The organism is Oceanobacillus piezotolerans (genome assembly GCF_003665065.1).
Lineage (GTDB): Bacteria > Bacillota > Bacilli > Bacillales > Amphibacillaceae > Oceanobacillus > Oceanobacillus piezotolerans.
The window spans coordinates 617,377-638,438 of sequence record NZ_RCHR01000003.1; the positions used below are offsets into that span (position 1 = coordinate 617,377).

Genomic DNA, 21,062 nt, shown 5'->3' on the forward strand with positions numbered 1-21,062 from the left:
AAGGATTGTTTGCATGAAGATTATACAAATGCCGGATATCTTAGCTAATAAGATAGCTGCTGGTGAAGTGGTGGAACGACCTGCATCGGTAGTGAAGGAATTAGTGGAGAACAGTATCGATGCAAACAGTACATGGGTCAAAATTGAACTCAAGGAAGCGGGCCTAGAGTGTATTAAAGTGTCTGATGATGGAGATGGAATGGCGCATGATGATGCGGAGAATGCTTTCTTACGTCATGCTACTAGTAAAATCAGAGATGAAAATGATTTATTCCACGTTCGGACACTTGGCTTTCGTGGGGAGGCTTTAGCGAGTATTGCTTCAGTAAGTAAATTAACAATTAAAACATCAGAAGGTGATTCTGCTGGTACGTTGCTGCGAATAAATGGTGGAACTCTAGTAGAAAAACAAAAAAGCGATGCTCGTAAAGGTACAGAAATAACCATTGAAGATTTATTTTTTAATACACCAGCACGTTTAAAATATATGAAAACCATTCATACCGAGTTGGGACACATCACAGATCTATTGAATCGACTAGCATTATCACATCCAGAAATTCGTTTTGAAGCAACTCATAACGGAAGAGGGTTATTTAGAACTTCAGGTAGTGGGGATGTTTTGCACGTAATATCGCAGATTTATGGGATGAATGTAGCTAAAAAAATGCTGCCTGTTAATAAAGAAACATTGGATTTTAAAATAGAAGGCTACATTGCCAAACCAGAAGTTACGAGAGCTACCCGTTCTTATATATCCACGATGATCAATGGACGTTATATAAGAAGCATTCCATTAACTCAATCGATTATTCGTGGCTATCATACGTTATTACCAATCGGAAGATCTCCGATTGTCGTATTGTCTATTACGATGGATCCTATTTTAGTCGATGTGAATGTGCATCCGACGAAGCTAGAAGTAAGATTTAGTAAGGATAAGGAATTATTCTCCACTATAGAAGGGTTAATTCGTGATAAATTCCGTGAGATTACGCTTATTCCGGAGATGGTGCAAAAGCCTGTTAAAAAGGAAAAGACGTATCAGGAAAGCATGCAATTCGATACAAAAAAAGCCGAGGAATATACACCTATCCCTCAATATAAGGTTTTAGAAACACCTGTAAGTACGCTGAATCAACAGCAAGTGATAAACGAAAAGCTTCCAAGTCATCCTTCTGATGAAGTGAAGCAAACACAAGAAGCAGAGGTAGAAGAGGAAATTCAAGTAGATACTGAGAAAATAATAGACCAGGTGGACGAGCATAAAGTACCACAAAATGATCGAATTCCGCAAATGTATCCAATTGGTCAATTGCAAGGTACTTATATTCTGGCGCAAAATGAGAATGGGTTGTACATGATCGACCAGCATGCTGCACAGGAGAGGGTTAAGTATGAGTTTTTCAAGGCGAAGCTAGGAAAACCAACAAATGAAGCACAGGAATTATTAATTCCGATGACATTTGAGTTCTCGAAGCAGGAAGCGATTTTTATCGAGCAGTACAAAGAAGAGCTGGGTAAGGTTGGTTTGTTCTTTGATCAATTTGGGAATAACACGTATATCATTCGTTCTCATCCTAATTGGTTTCCAAATGGGTTTGAAGAAGAAGTCATTCGTGAAATGGTTGAACAAGTTATGCATGAAGAACAGGTCGATATTGAATCTATTCGTGAGGATGCAGCGATATTAATGTCATGCAAGCGGTCAATCAAGGCCAATCATTATCTTAATCAAGATGAAATGTTCCGCCTGCTTGAAGATCTACGCCATACAACGGATCCATTCACATGTCCGCATGGCAGACCAATTATCGTGCATTTTTCGACCTATGAATTAGAGAAAATGTTCAAGCGAGTCATGTAGGCCAGAATAATTCTTACATCCAAGGAAAAGCTAAATGAAGAGTGATAAAGGAGTGCATAATATGGAAAAGGAAAACCAAAGACTGATTAACTTTTTAAATCAATTGTTGTCTAACTATTTCGTTCTATATGTAAAGCTGCATCGTTATCATTGGTTCGTTCAGGGCAGACATTTCTTTACGCTTCATGAAAAGTTTCAGGAATTGTATGAAATGACGGCTAGCGACTTGGATGAAATTGCAGAGCGTATCCTATCTATTGATGGGAAACCACTAGCTACTATGTCTAAATATTTAAAGGAAGCCACATTAGTAGAAGCGAATGCAGACGATAAAGAAACGGAAATCATTGCTCAGTTAATAAAGGACTTCAAGCAAGTAATCGATGAGATTAAATCAACAGGAATTCCACTTGGTGAAGCGCATCATGATGAACCAACGATAGATTTGTTAATTGGAATCCAAGGTAAGCTAGAAAAACATGTTTGGATGCTAACAAGCTACCAAGCTTATGAATAATTTATTGATTTAGGGGAATACTTATGAAAAAAACCGTCATTGCAATTATGGGCCCAACTGCAGTCGGCAAAACCAAGCTTAGTATTGAAATAGCAAAGCGTTTTAATGGAGAGGTTATCAGCGGCGATTCCATGCAGGTATATAAAGGACTGGATATTGGCACGGCTAAGATTAAGAAGGAAGAAACAGAGGGAATTCCACATCATATGATTGATATAGCAGAACCGGATGAACCTTTTTCTGTCGCTGCTTTCCAAAGCCATGTGAAGTCCAGTATTGATGAAATTACAAGTCGTAACAAACTGCCGATCTTAGTTGGCGGCAGTGGACTATACATACAAGCTGCACTTTTCGATTATCATTTTTCGGATACGGAAAGAGATAACAGCATCACGAACAGACTACAGGAGCAAGTAGAGGTTGAAGGAATCATGCCTCTGTATAATCGGTTGAAGGAGATTGATCCAGTTCAGGCGGAGAAAATCCATCCAAATAACCATAGACGTGTTATACGTGCCATGGAAATCTATGAAACAACTGGAAAGACGATGACAGAATATCAAGAGGATCAGGCTTTAGAGTCACCTTATCATCTGATCCTTATTGGGTTAGAAATGGAAAGAGAGCTACTATATAAGCGTATAAACAAGCGTGTTAATGACATGATGGACCAGGGTTTATTAGACGAAGTGAAATCCTTATACGAACAAGGGTACAGCAGGTGTCAATCCATGAGAGGAATTGGATACAAAGAATTTATACCTTATTTTGAGGGGACTCAATCACTGGAAGAATCGATAGATATATTGAAACGCAACTCCAGACGCTTTGCAAAACGGCAGTACACTTGGTTTAGAAATAAAATGGCCATTGACTGGTATGAGGTTACGCCAGAGACACTAGAGAAAAAGTTCCAGATGATTTTAGACGATTTAGCAGGAATTTTGGAAAATAAATAGAATGTATTATGTATAGATAGAAAAGAGGAGGAAGCAATATGGCACAAAATGTGAACATTCAGGACCAATACTTGAACCAGTTAAGAAAGAATCATATCTCCGTTACGGTATTTTTAACAAATGGATTTCAAATAAGAGGTCTAGTGAAGGCCTTTGATAACTTTACGGTACTATTAGAAACGGAAGGGAAGCAGCAGCTTATCTTCAAGCATGCTATTTCAACTTTCGCACCTTCTAAAAATATAACGCTTGAAAAAGAAAAAGAATAAAAAAAACGGACGTTTTTCGTCCGTTTTTTCATGGTGAAAATGGTGTTCCAAATAACTGTTGTAAATAAAAGATAGACACTTCATGTGTAAAATTCAGTATTTGGATCATACCCCGGAAACACTATAGAATTATGTGCTTGATTTCCGATGCGGACAGTACGCTTTCCGCGGGCAACGTCTCAGCCTCGGGCCAACAGGATGTTGGTCATAAAGGCGAAGACATAAGGACGTGGCGCTCTTAGCCTTTGTTCCTTCGCACTTCCTGCGGGGTCTTCGCTTGTTGCTTTTCCCGCAGGACAAGGAAGGCTGCGGCAGCGATACATCGCACGAAGAAAAAGTGGTTTTCTTTTTCGAGGAGTCGACTGCCCTCCGCTCCAATCACTTCGTAAGGGGAGTTGTGTTTCCTCTATACATTGTTAAGATTATGAAGCGCAATTTAGCGGAGGAAATACACGGTCAGCAGCGCCCGCGGAAAGCGTAGTGTATTTCCGCAGCGGTGTTACCCACTATTTGAATATGGTTAATCCGCATTGAAAGATTTTCGTCTGGCTTCTAGGCGTTTGTCACAAGAATTATCCCTTTTGCGTATACTATCCATGACTGAAGGGGTGATGGTGTGGAGGCGCAAAGGAACCGACCGAAAAGCGGACAGATCAACATAGTTTTAAATGATAATAAAAGAGTAGCTGCACATAATAAAAAAAAGGTTCATTACATGGAACACAATCCATTCAAAGAGATTGATAGTCATTTTTCCGCATTTGTTGGAATGAACAAATTCAAAAAAACGATACAAGAGATATATGCTACTGCTATCATTAGTCAGAAAAGAAAAGAATCTGGTTTAAAAGCCGGTAATCAAGTACTTCATATGCTTTTTAAAGGAAATCCAGGAACAGGAAAGACGACAGTAGCCAGGAAACTTGCGAAGCTTTATTTTGACATGAATTTATTATCTAAAGGTCATTTTATTGAAGCAGAAAGAGCAGATTTAGTTGGGGAATACATCGGTCAAACCGCACAGAAGACAAGGGCCATAATTCAGAAGGCATTGGGCGGTGTTCTATTTATTGATGAAGCTTATTCACTAGCACGTGGTGGAGAGAAAGATTTTGGAAAAGAAGCAATTGATACCTTGGTGAAGCAAATGGAAGACCATCATAGTGACTTTGTTCTTATTCTTGCCGGTTATCCCTATGAAATGGAACGGTTCCTTCAATTAAATCCCGGATTAAAATCTCGTTTTCCATTCATCCTTAATTTTGATGATTATGAGGTGGATGAATTAATGGAAATCGCCAAACAAATGGCTTCTGAAAAAGAATATAACTTAACGAAGGAAGCGGAATGGGAATTAAGAAACCATTTATTTAAGCAGGTACAGGAAGGATCAAGAAATTTTGCCAATGCCAGATATGTTCGCAATGTGATTGAGCATGCGATTCGTATGCAAGCAGTGAGGCTTTTGGAACGCAATCGATATCATACAGAAGATTTAATTCAGTTAACAGCTCAAGATCTTCAGATTGATCAATTAACGCGAATTAGTGGACAATAATAAGAAGAATGATCTCTCCAGCAAACCATTATTGCTGGAGAAATATTGGAAAGAGGTTAGTACATGCCCCAAGAAAGAATTTTAGTAATAGCTGTAAAAAAAGCAAATCAACAAGAGGATCGTTTCACAACTTCTCTATCAGAGCTCGTTTCCTTAGGAAAGACAGCGGGTGGTGAAGTAATAAATGTCATTACCCAAAATCGTAATAAAGTCCATCCTGCAACTTACGTTGGAGAGGGTAAGCTCGAAGAAATCAGACAAGCTGCCATCGATGATGAGATTGACTTAGTAATTGCCAATGACGAACTATCCCCAAGTCAATTAAGAAATTTAACCGGCGTGCTAGGTGTACGAATCATAGATCGAAGTCAGCTTATTCTAGATATTTTTGCAATGCGTGCAAAAACAAAAGAAGGAAAATTACAAGTAGAGCTGGCTCAATTAGAGTACATGCTGCCTCGACTAGTCGGGCAAGGTTTGGAGATGTCTCGATTGGGCGCTGGAATAGGAACCAGAGGACCGGGTGAGACAAAATTAGAAAGTGATAGGCGACATATCCGTAATCGAATGCTGGATATCAAGCGAAAGCTGCAAGGTGTTATCAAGCAACGTGAACAATATCGAAAGCGCAGGAAAACAAATGAAGTGTTTCAGATAGCACTTACTGGGTATACAAATGCTGGCAAATCGACGATATTTAACCGTTTAACTGACAGTGATTCATTGGAAGAGAATCAACTATTTGCAACGCTTGATCCATTGACGAGGAAGGTAAGTTTCCCCTCTGGGTTTCATGGACTGTTAACAGATACGGTTGGATTCTTGCAACAGCTTCCTACATCGTTAATTGCTGCTTTCCGTTCCACTCTGGAAGAAGTCGCAGAGGCAGACTTCTTATTACATGTAGTAGACGGTTCTGACGAAGATCAGATTGAACAGCAGAAGACGGTATTGAAGCTTCTGGAAGAATTGAATGCAGATACAATACCAATGTTAACCGTTTATAATAAAGCAGATTTAATGGATGAGAAGTTTATTCCAATGAGCCACCCTTATATTGTGATAAGTGCTTATGATGAGAGTGATCTTATAAGACTATTGGAAAAAGTGGAAGAGATTTTAAAGGAAGAATGGCAGAAGTATAGAATAAAACTTGATGCAGATCAAGGAGGGATTCTTTCTCGTCTGGAACACGGTACGATAATAAAAGAAAAATCATTTGATGAAGAGTCCAATCAATACATTGTTGCAGGTTACATGAAGGATGAGCATCCTTTATCCTATTTACTAAAATAGTATTTAAAAAAACAAAGAACAGCTATGTAGAGCTTAAGGGAGTATAGAGAATCATGTTAGAAGAATTGATAATTAAAGCAGAAGCAGACAGTAGAGAAATACATCAGAAAATCAATACGATCGTGGAGCGGAACCAAAAACGTGTTCTAGAAGCATTTATACACAACAGGGTGAGTGACAGTCATTTTCAATCCACCAGTGGGTATGGCTACGATGATTTAGGACGTGAAACTTTAGAGGCTGTATATGCAGAGGTATTTGGTGGGGAAGACGCGCTAGTAAGACCGCAAATTGTATCAGGTACACATGCGATTACGACTGCACTTTTCGGATTGCTGCGACCTGAAGATGAACTAATGTATATTACTGGCAAACCTTATGATACTTTGGAGGAAGTAATCGGGATAAGAGGGGACAGTGAGGGATCACTAGCGGATTATCATGTTTCATATAAACAAGTCGAATTAACTGAAAAAGGTACCATTGATATAAACAAAGTACTTCAAAGTGTCTCAACGAAAACGAAGGTTATTGGCATCCAGCGTTCCAAGGGCTATGATGATCGGCCTTCTATTACTATTAATGAATTACGTGAAGTGATAGCTAGCATTAAACAAAACTTTCCAGATATGATTATTTTTGTTGATAACTGTTATGGTGAATTTGTAGAAGAGCAAGAACCACTTCATATAGGAGCGGATATTATTGCTGGGTCATTAATTAAAAATCCTGGTGGTGGAATCGTTCGTGCTGGTGGCTACATTGCAGGTAGAAGAGATCTTATAGCTATGTGTGCCAACCGTCTGACTGCTCCAGGACTTGGAAAAGAAACGGGAGCAACATTCAATATGCTTCAGGAAATGTTTCAAGGATTTTTCCTTGCACCCCATGTAGTAGGAGAGGCGCTGAAGGGTGCTGTGTTTACTGCTCGTTTTCTAGAACTAGTAGGATTTCAAACAAAACCGCATTATCAAGCAAAGAGAACGGATTTGATACAATCTGTTACATTCCAAGAGGCAGATCAGATGGTTGCCTTTTGTCAAGCTGTTCAGAGATATTCACCAGTGAATTCATATGTTACACCATACCCAAGTGAAATGCCTGGTTATGAAGACAAAGTTATTATGGCTGCAGGTACATTTATTCAAGGGTCGAGTATTGAGTTATCTGCAGATGGACCAATTCGCAGTCCCTATACAGCATTTGTTCAAGGTGGATTGACGTATGCTCATGTGAAAATTGCGCTCATAGAATCTGTGAAATCGTTGCAGCAAAAGGGTTTACTGGCCCTAGAAAAATAAATGTTAGGAAACCTAACATTTATTTGACATGAAACCTTACATAAAATATAATAAATTTGTAATTACTTAGGGGGTTATCTTTTTGACTGATAAAGAACGTCGTTCGATGCCCTTATTCTCTATAGGGATAGTAATTAAATTAACAGAACTAACTGCAAGACAAATTAGGTATTATGAAGAGCACGGTTTAGTTTTTCCTGAACGCACTTCTGGCAACCAGCGATTGTTTTCTTTTAATGATGTTGATAGGTTACTAGAAATTAAGGATTATTTGGATAAAGGATTGAATTTAGCTGGGATTAAACTTTTGTTAGAAGAATCAAAGGAAAAAGCTAAAGAAAAAAGCGAAGAAAAGAAGACATCATCCCCATTAACGGACAAAGAATTAAGAACGATCCTAAGAAACGAATTAAGTCATCCTACGAGGCACGGACAAGCGAATCTTAGGCAAGGGGAGCTGTCTAGGTTTTTTGTGAAGCATTAAAGGGTATATGTAGACCATGTATACTCTTTATTTATTTTTAATCTTTTAGGAGGAAAGTTAATGCCGAAATATACCAGAGAAGAAGTGGTAGAACAAATCAAGGAAAACAATGTTAAATTTATTCGTTTGCAATTTACTGATATGTTGGGAACGATTAAGAATGTGGAAATCCCGGTTAGTCAGTTAGACAAAGCCTTAGACAATAAAATGATGTTTGACGGTTCTTCTATTGAAGGATTTGTACGTATTGAAGAATCAGACATGTACTTATATCCGGATTTAGACAGTTTTGTGGTTTTTCCATGGACGTCTGAAAAAGGAAAAGTAGCACGTTTTATTTGTGATATTTACATGCCAGATGGAAATCCGTTCGAAGGTGATCCGCGTTATATCCTTAAGAGAAATCTTCAAAGAATGGAAGAGCTTGGTTTTGATACGTTTAATATTGGGGCGGAGCCAGAATTTTTCCTATTCAAATTAGATGAAAATGGAGCTCCCTCTTTAGAACTAAATGACCAAGGTGGATACTTTGATTTAGCGCCAACAGATCTCGGTGAAAATTGCCGTAGAGATATCGTGCTTGAATTAGAAGAGATGGGCTTTGAAATTGAAGCTTCTCATCATGAGGTTGCTCCTGGTCAACATGAGATTGACTTTAAATATTCGAACGCATTAAAGCATGCAGATGATATTCAAACATTTAAACTAGTTGTAAAAACGATTGCCAGAAAACATAACTTACACGCAACATTCATGCCAAAACCACTTTTCGGTGTAAATGGTTCAGGAATGCACGTGAATATGTCTTTATTCAGTAGAGGAGAGAATGCCTTTTTTGATCCAAATGGGGACTTGCAATTAAGTGAAACTGCTTATCAATTCCTTGCTGGGGTAATGAAACATTCAACTAACTTTACTGCTGTGACCAACCCAACCGTCAACTCATATAAGCGTTTGGTACCTGGCTATGAAGCACCTTCTTATGTTGCCTGGTCTGCTTCCAACAGAAGTCCATTAATGCGTATTCCGAATTCTAGAGGATTAGGTACTCGATTGGAAGCTCGAAGCGTAGATCCGACTGCAAATCCATATATGGCTTTAGCTGTCATCTTGGCTGCAGGACTAGATGGGATCGAGAATAAACTAACCCCGCCAGCAGCAGTGGACAGAAATATTTATGTCATGACGAAAGAAGAGCGAGAAGAAGAAGGTATTAAGGACTTGCCAGCAACTCTCGCAACTGCCTTAGAACTATTGAAGCAGGATGAAGTCATTATTAATGCGCTTGGTGAGCATTTATTCGAGCATTTCATAGAAGCAAAAGAAATTGAATGGGATATGTTTAGAACCCAAGTTCACCCCTGGGAAAGAGAGCAATATATGTCTATATATTAATAATAATAATAGGAGTAAAAGCCAACGCTTTTACTCCTATTATTATCTATATAAAAATGGAGGCTAAAGCGATAGCCTCCATTTTTAATGAATATTTCGATATAAACCTATTACTTTTCCGAGTATCATTACATTTTGATAGATAAGGGGTTCCATTGTTGCGTTTTCCGGCTGTAATCTAATATGTCCCTTTTCTTTAAAGAAACGTTTTACGGTTGCTTCATTGTCTTCTGTCATCGCGACAACGATATCCCCGTTATTTGCAGTGTTCTGTTGTTTTACGATTACCATATCCTTATCTAGTATTCCTGCTTCTATCATACTTTCTCCATCAATAACCAACACAAACAAGTTATCATCAGTGCCAGCATGTGAGCTTGGAACTGGTACATATTCTTCAATATTCTCAACAGCTGTAATAGGGATACCAGCTGTTACTTTCCCTATCACTGGCGCATAGCGTGCTTCATCTTTTGGAATATTGCTCTCCCCATCCATATCTAATATTTCAATTGCTCTTGGCTTAGTGGGGTCCCTGCGGATATATCCTTTATTTTCCAGCCTTTCCAGATGACCGTGTACCGTAGAACTGGATGCAAGTCCAACTGCTAAAGCAATTTCACGAACGGAAGGTGGATAGCCTTTAGTTTTTACTTCATCTTTTATAAAATCTAGTATCATTTGTTGTCTATTTGAAAGCTTTGTCATCTATTAAACACCTCGCGCATAGGATTTATTAATGATAGTTTACCATTTTATTGAAAGAGAAGCAAACATTCGTTCTGAAAATCACTTGACAAGACCATATGTTCGTGAGATACTGGATTCAATCGAACAGAGGTTCTGTTATTGGGAAAGGGAGGGCTTTGCATGTTTGGGAAGTTAACAAAAACGGATATGTTTTATTTAGTGACATTTGGACTCACTTTAGCATTTTTATATTTTTCTATGATTATTAGTGGTTAACAGATAGGGAGTTTTACATTGAAAGCAATTATTTACTGCAGAGTAAGTACAGATAAAACGGCGCAGGAATCTTCCTTAAAGCGGCAAAGGGAAGAATTAGAGGCGTTAGCAAGAAGACATCATATATCTATAATAGAGACGATAGAAGAACAGGCAAGCGGATATGAAATTGATCGCGATGGTATATTCGATATGCTTGCCATCTTTGCAGAGAAGAAAGCAGATTGTTTACTTATCCAAGATGAAACAAGGCTGGGAAGAGGAAACACAAAGATAGCTTTGTTTCATCAGTTACATAAATTAGGTATTCCGATTTACACTGTCATTCATGATGGGAAGCTGGAGCTTTCTGAATCGGATTCAATGGTATTACAAATAGTAGGGATTGTGGAAGAATATCAGCGCAAGATTCACAATGCGAAAATAAAAAGGGGAATGAAGCGAGCGGTTGAAAAGGGGTTTGACCCAAGCAAGAACCTTTCCAATCAGCAGCAAGCGCCAGGAAGAGAACGAGTTGATTTTCCCATTGATGAAGTAGTGCGGCTAAGGGAGAATAAACTAACCTTTGAGGAAATTACAAAGATCTTAAATGGGATGGGGTATCCCGTATCAAAGGCTACTGTTCACAGGCGTTATCAAGAGTACCGAAATACTTGAATTGTTTTACATACAATAGTAACATTTAAAAGCAAGAACAGACTTTAAGTTCTTGCTTTTAAATTGTATAGAATACTTTTTAGGAAGGATAATAAGCATGCTTTCAAAGGATAGATTGAATCGAATTAATGAGTTAGCGAGAAAATCTAAAGCGGGTAGTCTTACCGAAGAAGAAAAAGTGGAACAGAAAGAATTGCGGGAAGAATATTTAAAAAATGTAAGAAAATCCTTTAAGAATCATCTAAAGTCGATGACGGTAATAGACCCGCGCGGTAATGATGTAACACCTGAGAAATTAAGACAATATCAGAATAGAAATAAAAAACACTAAAGTTAGATAAAAATTCAATTTTCTATTAGTTTAATCATCAAACAAATTTACTTGTAGCAAATCGAGTTTCCGTATAGAATAAGAAAAGGATATAATTATCCTTACATAGAGAAAGGAGTAATCAAATGTCAAACAAAGTAGAACAATTATCTATTAATTCAATTCGTACGCTTTCTATTGATGCAATTGAGAAAGCGAATTCTGGTCATCCAGGTCTACCAATGGGGGCTGCACCAATGGCTTACACATTATGGACTGACTTTATGAACCACAATCCTAAAAACTCGAAATGGTTTAACCGCGACCGTTTTGTCTTATCAGCAGGTCACGGGTCAATGCTATTATATAGCTTATTGCATCTATCTGGATACAACGTATCTATTGAAGATCTAAAAGAGTTCCGTCAATGGGGTTCTAAAACTCCTGGACACCCTGAAGTACATCATACAGATGGGGTAGAAGCTACTACTGGACCTCTTGGACAAGGTATTGCTATGTCTGTAGGAATGGCAATGGCTGAAGCTCACCTTTCTGCAAAATACAACAAAGATGACTTATCCGTAGTAGACCACTACACTTATGCACTTGTAAGTGATGGGGACTTAATGGAAGGAATCTCACATGAGGCAGCATCCCTAGCAGGTCATTTGAAATTAGGTAAATTAATTGCACTTTACGATTCTAATGATATCTCATTAGATGGTGACTTAAACAAATCCTTCTCTGAAAATACAGAGCAACGCTTTAAAGCCTATGGCTGGCAAGTAATCCGTGTTGAGGATGGAAATAATGTAGAAGAAATTCGTAAAGCAATTAAAGAAGCGCAAGCTAATACAGAGCAACCAACTTTAATTGAAGTTCGTACCATTATTGGATATGGTTCTCCAAATAAATCAGCTTCTGCTGCATCACATGGTGCCCCACTTGGAGCAGATGAAGTGAAGCTGACAAAAGAATTCTATACTTGGGAACATGAAGATTTCCATGTACCAGATGAGGTTTATGCTGACTTTAACGATAAGATCGTGAAAAACGGTCAAGCTAAAGAAGAAGAATGGAATACTTTATTTGCTTCCTATAAAGAAAAATATCCAGAACTTGCAGAAGAATTACAGCTTGCAATCGAAGGGAAATTACCTGAAGGATGGGAAAAAGACCTGCCTGTATATGAGACAGGAAGTTCTTTAGCTTCTCGTGCATCTTCTGGTGAAGTTCTAAATGCTATTGCAAAATCTGTGCCAAACTTCTTCGGTGGAAGTGCTGACTTAGCTGGTTCCAACAAAACAACGATGAATGATGAATCAGATTTCTCCCGCAATGACTATGCTGGCCGCAATATTTGGTTTGGTGTACGTGAACATGCAATGGGTGCTGCACTAAATGGTATGGCCCTTCATGGTGGATTAAACGTATACGGTGGTACATTCTTTGTATTCAGTGACTACCTAAAACCATCAATTCGCTTAGCATCTATTATGGGAATGCCTGTAACTTATGTATTTACACATGACTCAATCGCAGTAGGTGAAGATGGTCCAACACACGAACCAATTGAACAATTGGCTGGATTACGTGCCATCCCTGGATTATCTGTTATTCGTCCAGCTGACGGAAATGAAACGGCAGCTGCATGGAGACTTGCTGTAGAATCTACAGATACACCAACTGCATTAGTTCTTACTAGACAAAACCTTGACACACTAGAAGGAACAAAAGAAAATGCATATGAAGGTGTGAAGAAAGGTGCTTATGTAGTAAGCAAATCTGACAAAGAAACTCCAGATGCATTGCTTCTAGCAACTGGTTCTGAGGTACAGCTTGCTGTTGCAGCACAAAAAGCACTTAAAGAGAACAATATTGATGTAAGTGTTGTAAGTATGCCTTCATGGGATCGTTTCAATCAACAAGACGAAGCATACAAAGAATCTGTTCTTCCTAAAGCAGTGAAAAACCGTGTAGCAATTGAAATGGCATCTACACTTGGATGGCATCGTTACGCTGGTGATAATGGAGTAGTTCTCGGAATTGATACATTCGGCGCTTCTGCACCAGGAGAAAAAGTAATGGCTGAATACGGATTTACTGTTGAAAATGTAGTTAAGCATGTTGAATCTTTAGTTAAATAATAATAATGAAGATGGTTCCCCTCAAGGGAGCCATCTTTTTTTTGCGCATTTTACATTGAACAGAGATAAAGACGAGAGGTGTATTCTTCAAAATTTCCGCTAAATAATGCTAAGCAGACTATTTCCATTTTCCTTCGACAAAACTAGTAGTTTTTCGCAATATGATGTGACAGGTTTCTTAACATTTATCATTATAATAGATAGGAGAGGGAGGTAGATTTTAATGGAAGAGTACTCGATATATTGGATAAATGAAGAAGTTGCTAGAAACTATTTTCACAAAAGTGACATTCTATATCGTTTTTTAGTTGAATATGAAAATAATCCAAATAGAGTTGACTTACGAAAGCAGTATAATTATATTACGAACCGCTTCTCTATTGACATCCTGATCTCCCATCTAAGAAGCCATCTTAAAAACATTTACTCTTATCGTATGAAAGATTCGTTTATTGAAATTTCTACTACTAAACAGTGTATTGCTTTACATATTGGAGAAAAAAGATTAAAATTTCGTAGTGGTTCTATTCAAGAAGCAGAAGAATTACTATTTCCGATATTGAGGCGATATCAACTTTATTTATTTGTTATTGGCAATACGATAAATAACTATGGCTGGATCTCACCTTTAAAACTTTCTTCTGTGAAACGAGAGAAACAAGTATTGTATTCCTGGCAGTGATTTAATATACTGTAATAGGATGTTCAAAAGTCCGGTAAAAATTGACACTTCGAATTTCTTCGTTGGCGCTAGGGGGACTTCTGCTGAGAACGCCCGCATTCTGTGGGGAACTCAGAAGTCAGCACATACTATGCAAACCATGTACTCCCGTATCAAATGGCATACTTTTTGCTACGGGAGATGCGCCGCCTAGAGCTTCAACGCACTGGATGTGCTGGTCGGCAACCATTTTAATGTTTTGGTGGGGCGATTAATCGCAACCCAGGACGCCTGGAACTTAGCCGGCCTCGGTCATTTTTATCCTCCTTTTGAACACACACTGAAAAAGGAGACAACACGAAGGAGGAAGCTAGAAATGGACATAATCTGGGTCGTACTAATTGCTATAGCAGCGTTAATTGCTGGTGTTGCTCTTGGTTTTTTCCTTGCAAGAAAGTATATGATGGATTACTTGAAAAAGAATCCTCCTATTAATGAGCAAATGCTCCGTACGATGATGATGCAAATGGGGCAGAAGCCATCGCAAAAGAAAATCAATCAAATGATGCGTGCAATGAATAGTCAAATGGATAAAAAATAGTTGATACATCAAGGTTTACAGCGTTTTTACATAGACGTGTTCATTGCTAAAAAGTGTGTTTGATTAATTTTTCTTAGCACTTTTAACTTTAATTGGTTAATTTTTCTTAAAGCCACTTTTTCTGTTGAAAAATAAAGCAGAAGGAGTGGTTTTTTCGTGTTTTTAAACGGTTTTTGGTTAATTTTTCTCCAACATACTAGGGTGGTTTTTTGTTTTAATTAAGGAGTTGGAATCTCCATAAATTGCCTTTGTATTTATCCTTTATAATTTGTTTTAACTGGATAATGGAGGGATTTAAATGGGAAGGTAAAGTAATATTCAACAATAGATTGTACGAGGCTAGAACTGAAGGCGAAAAAGTCTACTTAACAGATATATCTGACAATAAAATTAAAATACATATATCCTACTCAACTAGAAAAGAAAATAGAAAAAAATTCGATGATGCAATGACACAGTTCTGGACTGGAGTTTATTACGATAGTTTGTAGATAAGCAGGATATTCACTGAATTATGTTGAATTGAGTAGGCATAAGGAGGTGGGGAAAATTGAGAGTAAAGTTTAAATTTACTGATGGCCTTCAGGCAACAGTAGAAAATTTTAGCGATTTACCAAGAGAAAGATCTGAAGATGACTTGTTTGATGTATTTCAGGCTATTAAAGATAATAATAGTCCAATTATAATAAATGATGATCGTTCTGGTAAAACATTAAATAGAAATGGTAAAGAGTTAGTTTCCGTAGAATTATTATTAGATTAAAATGACACTCCGCTTGGAGTGTTTTTTATTTGTCTTAAATAGGAGTTAGCTTATGAGATTATTAAACACTTTTAGATATGAAGAAAGACAATACTTTAGTGACAATAATAATTAGATATACAAGTGGTGGAAGGGAAGAAACTGATAAATTGTATATGGAGGATGGATATTTTAACAGTTCTAAGTTTGGATTAGAATTAAGTGAAGAATTGATGGATATTTATATAGATTCTGCCTTTAGTTCTGTATTTGAGAAATAGGAAAAAATTTACAGGATAGTATTCACCACTTGTTGAATTAAGTAGGCAAGGAGGTGAATACAATGCCTGATTATAACAAAGATTTAATTAATGCTTTAGAAGAACATACAAGGGCTATAAATGATTTTGTGCAAGCGCAAAATCTTTCATATAATAAGCCAGTAATAATAAATTATAGTGACTTATTGCTAAGTATTGATAAGAGTTTAAAGGAAATAAATAAAAAATTGCCCAATCAGCCACTAAATAAATATTAAACATTGCTAAGGCATCCAATAGGGTGTCTTTTTATACTGGGAAACTTTACCTTTTTTGTATTATTATAGATACAAGGGGGGGGAACATATCGAGAAAAGCAATAATGATAAATCATAAAGATTTAGAAGAAAAAGTGGCTGCTTCTGACTATTTAGTTACTATCAAACACAGGGGTAAAAATCCAATTGATTTACCAGTGGTGACAAATTATACGTATGAAGATGTTTTTGATCACATCAAAGAACAGTATCCATATGATCTCGGCCAAATTGAAAAAGTTACAATTGAATTATTAAGATAAGACTTCCAGTCGAGAGTTTTTTATCATTTTGCTATTTCAAGGGAAAAAGAAGGATTCACTTTCTATATGTCGGATTGAGTAGGAATAAGGGAGGTGTATTTATTATGGATATGGATCCGGAGTTAATAAAAGTGGGTACTGGTCTTGCAACTCAAATAGTTAAAAGTAGTGCACAAACAATTTCGAACAGAATAGATGTTTTAAAAACATCAAAAAAAGATAAAGAAGTTATAAATGAGCTTCAAGAAATTATCAATGATCTTATTGATGAAAGAAGTCAATTGGTTCAGCTGACACAATCTTATGAAGAGAAGTTAATAGCTCAAAGAATCTCTGAAAAAGACATTGACTACATTACAGATAAGATTGTCCCATTGTTAGAAGGAGTATTAGAAAGCTCAGAAGATAAAAATGCGGAGAAAAACAAAGAAAACTTAAAAGCTATTGAAGGTATACTATCCAAAGAAACTTTTAACATCTTACAATTATTAGGATTTAATTTTAAAATTGCAATCGGAGAGCCACTAACTGAGCTATTGAGGAAGTCTATTTCTTCACAAATACCAATTTCACAAGAAGCTCATGTGAAATATCAAACGTTAACAGAAGAAAAGGAATTAGAATTCCTAAAAATGGTAAATGATGAAGAGGCGTATGAAAGATATCAAAAATTAATAAATATATAGTTTTATTTTACAAACACATAACTGTAGTTATTTTAACTTGTCCAGTAGGAAATGCAATTAAACGCTGCTAAGATTACTGAATAATAAGTAAAGCATAGGGCATCAGATTTAGTTAAGGTGTTTTTTATTTTGGATTAATTAATTAGAACGATAATTAGCAAATTTTACTCTTTTTTGTATTATCATGGATACAAAGGGGGTGAGAGAATGGATAGTTGGGTAAAAAGGTACGCTCAAAAACAAAAAGAAGAACATTTTAATTTAGAAGAAATAGAAACATTAATTAATGACGTTATTCAAAAAATTAATGACGAACTGGCATCAGAGGGCATTGAGCAAGTACAGATAGGTGATAAAACTCTAATTTTCCCAGATTGTTCTATTACTTACAAGTTAAGCACTCTAGGGTTATTAGTTTTTGATAAGCATCCTAAAGAAAATCAATCTAGTGTAATAGTTTCTGTAAGTATAGTTTATACAAAAGATGGTTATTATAGTGTACAGTTTAATAATGCGCAAACTCCTGTACTAAATGCTGACTTTATTGAGATGATATTTGAATACTTACTGTTTTATAATAGATAACTAAATTTAATAAAAGACATCTGATTAATGTATCAGGTGTCTTTTTATTTTGGAGTAAGGAAGGAGAATGATACTTTACTGATTCTAAAGTTGCTCTTGGCAATACCTTAATACATTTAAGTTGTTATACATTGGTTGACTACGATGTGAAGGATAAAGGAACATATAAACAGATGGTAAAGAAGTATGATTTCTTTACGGAAGTGAACATATTCGGTTAAGAGAGAGGTCTTGCTATTATATCAGCACACAATATATATAATAGAAGGAAAAAATTAACCACTATTAAAATATAATAGACAGTGATAGAATAATATGGTATATTCTTCTTAAGAGAAAAAGTGGTTCGGAAAGATGGATAAACCCTTATATATCAAGGTTTTGATGCAAATGGGGCAAAAGCCATCGCAAAAGAAAATCAATCAAATGATGCGTGCAATGAATAGTCAAATGGATAAAAAATAGCAATTATGTTGATTTTTGAAATGTGTAAAAAGAAACTCCTAATTATTAGGAGTTTCTTTTTACACGTTGGAAAGTATAACTATAACAAGCGGATATAATTTCACGAAACGAATGTTTCCAACTTTGTCAAATTCAACAACTACCATTTCTATGGTCATCTGGTACAATATAGCAAAGGGGGATAAGCATGTCTGAGATCAATATATTTCTTGCATTCGGTGCAGGTTTCTTATCTTTTATTTCGCCTTGTGTGTTACCACTATATCCAGTATTTTTATCTTACATAACTGGGATGAGTGTAAGCGAAATTAAAGAAGAAAATACAAAATTAAATAAAAAGGCGCTTTTACATACTATCTTTTTCTTAATTGGGTTTTCTAGTATTTTTGTTATGATTGGCTTTACTACAACTTTTATTTCTGATTTCTTGCTAACATATCAAGATATCATAAGACAAATTGGGGCAATTTTAATCGTATTCTTCGGGTTAGTAATTGTCGGGGTATTTAACTTTGAGTTTTTAATGAAGGATAGAAAAATTCATTTTAAAAATCGCCCATCTGGCTTTTTTGGCTCGTTTATTATTGGGATGGCCTTTTCGTTAGGTTGGACTCCTTGTACAGGGCCTATTTTAGCAATTGTGTTGTCACTGGCAGCAACACAGCCAAATATCGGTATGGTCATGATGATTAGCTACATATTAGGATTTTCTATTCCTTTTCTATTACTTGCTTTTTTCATTGGGAAGATTACATGGTTTAAAAAACATAGTGCGCTAATGGTGAAAATCGGGGGTTATGTCATGATCTTTATGGGGATTGCATTATTCTTCGATTGGATGACTAAGTTAACTGCTTTTCTAGCTGGCTGGTTTGGGTTTTACGGCTTTTAAAGGCATATCATGCATGCTATACTTGATATGAAACATTATCTTATATTGAAAAATTTTATATGAGAAGATGTGAGACCTTTCAAAATTAAAATGATAATGACGTTTTCATTCTCTAATGGTTTATCTGATTGGAATTGAATCCGTTAACAAGATCTTAACAGGCGATTCCTTGCGGCCTATATTGTAAGAGTTCATGTAGCTACAAATAGGTAGATCATATTCGTTGCTGTTCTAACTATTAGTAACTAATTTTAATCAACTGAAGTACTATAGGAGGTTTAAAATGGCGAGAATTCTAATCGTAGATGATGCAAAATTCATGAGAGTAACGCTTGCTTCCATGTTGGAAAAGGAGAATCATGAAGTCATTGGGGAAGCAATAAATGGCGAAGAGGCTATCCTCCTATATAAGCAATTATCTCCTGATATTGTAACGATGGATATTACCATGCCTGTGATGAATGGTGTGGATGCACTAAAAACGATCATGGAGATGGATCCAAGTGCAAAAGTTATTGTTTGTTCTGCAATGGGGCAACAAAAAGTAATAGTAGAGGCAATTGAGGCAGGTGCAAAAGATTTCATCGTCAAGCCCTTTGATGAACAACGTGTCTTAAAAACGATTGAGTATATTTTGCAATAAATAAGAGTTTGCATATCCTAGCGTTCATGGTGAAAGAGTGGTAGAAATGTTTTATTTAATCGCGAGTTCAGTAGTATTTGCTTGTATGGCCATTGGGATGATTTTTATTCGAATGAGAGCAGCCAGTAAGCCTGCTTCTATTAAAAAAATAGTCTTACCTCCTATAATGATGAGTACAGGTGCTTTCATGTTTGTATTTCCTGTTTTTCAGATCGGATGGGTTCAAGTGTTAGAAGCATTTTTAGTAGGTGTCGTATTTTCTGTGTTTCTAATTAAAACCTCGAAGTTTGAAAAGCGGGGGGAAGACATATTTCTAAAGCCTTCTAAAGCTTTTCCTATTATTCTATTAAGCTTGTTGGTGATACGAATAATTATTAAGCTTATCATTGGAAGTCATATTTCTTTAGGAGAAACCACTGGAATGTTCTTTATATTGGCTTTAGGAATGATTGTTTCGTGGCGAATTGCGATGCTTTATAAATTTTTGAACTTAAGAAATACCGTTTAAAAAAGCGTCTCTATCCATTAGGTTTGAGACGCTTTTTTCTGTTCTTTACGATATTTCTGTTCCCAGTCTTCTTCGTAATCTGATCTGGATTGGTTGAAGAGATGCTCATATGGTGCTACTTCAATATTCTTTTCTTTCAGTTTTTTTCTAAGAAATTTATGATCTCGTTTTGGTGTTGCTAAAATATATCCTTCAATAATCGTTTCTTCGGTAATCGTTTTTTGTTTCTTGCTTAAAGTCCGTTCACCTATTTTACTTGCTATCTTTTGTCTGGCAACATCACGGAAGAGCTCTGGTACAGGACTTACTAGCTCTTCAAGAAATTCACGCTCTTTGTTCCCCCACATATGCTTCGATTTTTCAACATAATAAATCTCCCAATCCATGACTGATTTTCCATCCGCTTTAGGAATTTGTTTCAAAAATTTACGAAACATAAAGTACCCGCCAATAGCTAATAGACTTATAAGCAGAAGCCCCCAGAGCACCAAAACAATCTCCATTTATTATCATTTCCCTTTATGTAATAGTTATGAAAATTCATGCAATGTCACATATTTCATTTATTTTTGTTACTTTTTGTAGTATGATTACTTAATAAAAGGTATTACTGAAGTTAATGCTATTATAATATTTAATTATCGGACAAACAAGTATCATATTCGATACAAATCCATCATATAGATAGAAAAAGAAAAGACAAGTATGAATCT

General features: G+C 36.4%; 25 protein-coding genes and 1 pseudogene. 24 read left to right on the forward strand and 2 right to left on the reverse strand.

The annotated features are described in order from the left end of the window. Positions 1-13 precede the first annotated feature (13 nt). From mutL to glnA, 9 genes are all read left to right on the forward strand, one after another. Positions 14-1,867: a DNA mismatch repair endonuclease MutL gene (gene mutL / locus D8M04_RS11090; RefSeq protein ID WP_121522979.1), complete on the forward strand. Its 1,854-nt coding sequence runs from the start codon at positions 14-16 to the stop codon at positions 1,865-1,867. A gap of 61 nt (positions 1,868-1,928) precedes the next feature. Then, positions 1,929-2,384, forward strand: coding sequence for a Dps family protein (locus D8M04_RS11095; RefSeq protein WP_121522980.1), 456 nt, complete (start codon positions 1,929-1,931; stop codon positions 2,382-2,384). Between the two features lie 23 nt (positions 2,385-2,407). After that, a complete protein-coding gene (gene miaA / locus D8M04_RS11100; protein ID WP_121522981.1) occupies positions 2,408-3,343 on the forward strand; it encodes a tRNA (adenosine(37)-N6)-dimethylallyltransferase MiaA in 936 nt (311 codons plus the stop codon). A gap of 38 nt (positions 3,344-3,381) precedes the next feature. Continuing rightward, positions 3,382-3,612 carry an RNA chaperone Hfq gene (hfq, locus tag D8M04_RS11105; protein WP_121522982.1) on the forward strand — a complete coding sequence of 77 codons (231 nt, stop codon included), beginning with the start codon at positions 3,382-3,384 and terminating at the stop codon, positions 3,610-3,612. A gap of 616 nt (positions 3,613-4,228) precedes the next feature. Beyond that, the gene (gene spoVK / locus D8M04_RS11110) at positions 4,229-5,170 is read left to right on the forward strand and encodes a stage V sporulation protein K (RefSeq protein ID WP_246001183.1); all 942 of its coding nucleotides are present in this window, start codon (positions 4,229-4,231) and stop codon (positions 5,168-5,170) included. Between the two features lie 63 nt (positions 5,171-5,233). After that, positions 5,234-6,466, forward strand: a complete 1,233-nt coding sequence (hflX, locus tag D8M04_RS11115) for a GTPase HflX (protein WP_121522983.1) — start codon at positions 5,234-5,236, stop codon at positions 6,464-6,466. A 53-nt stretch (positions 6,467-6,519) separates the two neighbouring features. Further along, positions 6,520-7,767, forward strand: a complete 1,248-nt coding sequence (locus D8M04_RS11120; RefSeq protein WP_121522984.1) for a methionine gamma-lyase family protein — start codon at positions 6,520-6,522, stop codon at positions 7,765-7,767. 82 nt (positions 7,768-7,849) lie between these two features. Then, a complete protein-coding gene (locus D8M04_RS11125) occupies positions 7,850-8,251 on the forward strand; it encodes a MerR family transcriptional regulator (protein WP_121522985.1) in 402 nt (133 codons plus the stop codon). 60 nt (positions 8,252-8,311) lie between these two features. Beyond that, complete coding sequence (gene glnA / locus D8M04_RS11130) at positions 8,312-9,646, forward strand: type I glutamate--ammonia ligase (RefSeq protein ID WP_121522986.1); 1,335 nt, start codon at positions 8,312-8,314, stop codon at positions 9,644-9,646. A gap of 84 nt (positions 9,647-9,730) precedes the next feature. Here glnA and lexA read toward each other — a convergent pair whose 3' ends face one another. Further along, the gene (lexA, locus tag D8M04_RS11135) at positions 9,731-10,354 is read right to left on the reverse strand and encodes a transcriptional repressor LexA (RefSeq protein WP_121522987.1); all 624 of its coding nucleotides are present in this window, start codon (positions 10,352-10,354) and stop codon (positions 9,731-9,733) included. Between the two features lie 276 nt (positions 10,355-10,630). On the opposite strand from lexA, the gene D8M04_RS11140 reads away from it, so the two are divergent. The 15 genes and pseudogenes from D8M04_RS11140 (at position 10,631) to D8M04_RS11215 (ending at position 20,349) form a co-directional block, all read left to right on the forward strand. Beyond that, entirely contained in the window at positions 10,631-11,269 is a 639-nt protein-coding gene (locus D8M04_RS11140) for a YneB family resolvase-like protein (protein WP_121522988.1), read from the forward strand. Between the two features lie 97 nt (positions 11,270-11,366). After that, the gene (locus tag D8M04_RS11145) at positions 11,367-11,600 is read left to right on the forward strand and encodes a DUF896 domain-containing protein (RefSeq protein ID WP_121522989.1); all 234 of its coding nucleotides are present in this window, start codon (positions 11,367-11,369) and stop codon (positions 11,598-11,600) included. 125 nt (positions 11,601-11,725) lie between these two features. Continuing rightward, positions 11,726-13,726: a transketolase gene (tkt, locus tag D8M04_RS11150; RefSeq protein ID WP_121522990.1), complete on the forward strand. Its 2,001-nt coding sequence runs from the start codon at positions 11,726-11,728 to the stop codon at positions 13,724-13,726. 223 nt (positions 13,727-13,949) lie between these two features. Continuing rightward, positions 13,950-14,408: a sporulation inhibitor of replication protein SirA gene (gene sirA, locus D8M04_RS11155; protein WP_121522991.1), complete on the forward strand. Its 459-nt coding sequence runs from the start codon at positions 13,950-13,952 to the stop codon at positions 14,406-14,408. A 355-nt stretch (positions 14,409-14,763) separates the two neighbouring features. After that, the gene (locus tag D8M04_RS11160; RefSeq protein ID WP_121522992.1) at positions 14,764-14,988 is read left to right on the forward strand and encodes a YneF family protein; all 225 of its coding nucleotides are present in this window, start codon (positions 14,764-14,766) and stop codon (positions 14,986-14,988) included. A gap of 550 nt (positions 14,989-15,538) precedes the next feature. After that, the gene (locus D8M04_RS11170; RefSeq protein WP_121522994.1) at positions 15,539-15,751 is read left to right on the forward strand and encodes a hypothetical protein; all 213 of its coding nucleotides are present in this window, start codon (positions 15,539-15,541) and stop codon (positions 15,749-15,751) included. Between the two features lie 98 nt (positions 15,752-15,849). Beyond that, positions 15,850-16,011, forward strand: a complete 162-nt coding sequence (locus D8M04_RS20015; RefSeq protein WP_158595111.1) for a hypothetical protein — start codon at positions 15,850-15,852, stop codon at positions 16,009-16,011. 62 nt (positions 16,012-16,073) lie between these two features. Beyond that, on the forward strand, positions 16,074-16,268 hold the full coding sequence (locus tag D8M04_RS11180; protein WP_121522996.1) for a hypothetical protein: 195 nt from the start codon (positions 16,074-16,076) through the stop codon (positions 16,266-16,268). A gap of 104 nt (positions 16,269-16,372) precedes the next feature. Continuing rightward, positions 16,373-16,570 carry a hypothetical protein gene (locus tag D8M04_RS11185; protein WP_121522997.1) on the forward strand — a complete coding sequence of 66 codons (198 nt, stop codon included), beginning with the start codon at positions 16,373-16,375 and terminating at the stop codon, positions 16,568-16,570. Positions 16,571-16,674: 104 nt separating this feature from the next. Further along, complete coding sequence (locus tag D8M04_RS11190) at positions 16,675-17,256, forward strand: hypothetical protein (RefSeq protein WP_121522998.1); 582 nt, start codon at positions 16,675-16,677, stop codon at positions 17,254-17,256. Between the two features lie 207 nt (positions 17,257-17,463). Beyond that, positions 17,464-17,841, forward strand: coding sequence for a hypothetical protein (locus D8M04_RS11195; RefSeq protein WP_121522999.1), 378 nt, complete (start codon positions 17,464-17,466; stop codon positions 17,839-17,841). A 378-nt stretch (positions 17,842-18,219) separates the two neighbouring features. Further along, positions 18,220-18,306 (forward strand): annotated as a pseudogene (locus D8M04_RS11200) (YneF family protein); the annotation flags it as partial. Positions 18,307-18,493: 187 nt separating this feature from the next. After that, on the forward strand, positions 18,494-19,198 hold the full coding sequence (locus D8M04_RS11205; RefSeq protein WP_121523001.1) for a cytochrome c biogenesis CcdA family protein: 705 nt from the start codon (positions 18,494-18,496) through the stop codon (positions 19,196-19,198). Positions 19,199-19,481: 283 nt separating this feature from the next. Then, on the forward strand, positions 19,482-19,841 hold the full coding sequence (locus tag D8M04_RS11210; RefSeq protein WP_121523002.1) for a response regulator: 360 nt from the start codon (positions 19,482-19,484) through the stop codon (positions 19,839-19,841). A 46-nt stretch (positions 19,842-19,887) separates the two neighbouring features. Further along, entirely contained in the window at positions 19,888-20,349 is a 462-nt protein-coding gene (locus D8M04_RS11215; RefSeq protein ID WP_121523003.1) for a CcdC family protein, read from the forward strand. 17 nt (positions 20,350-20,366) lie between these two features. Here D8M04_RS11215 and D8M04_RS11220 read toward each other — a convergent pair whose 3' ends face one another. Continuing rightward, complete coding sequence (locus D8M04_RS11220) at positions 20,367-20,852, reverse strand: DUF2621 family protein (protein ID WP_121523004.1); 486 nt, start codon at positions 20,850-20,852, stop codon at positions 20,367-20,369. Positions 20,853-21,062 lie beyond the last annotated feature (210 nt).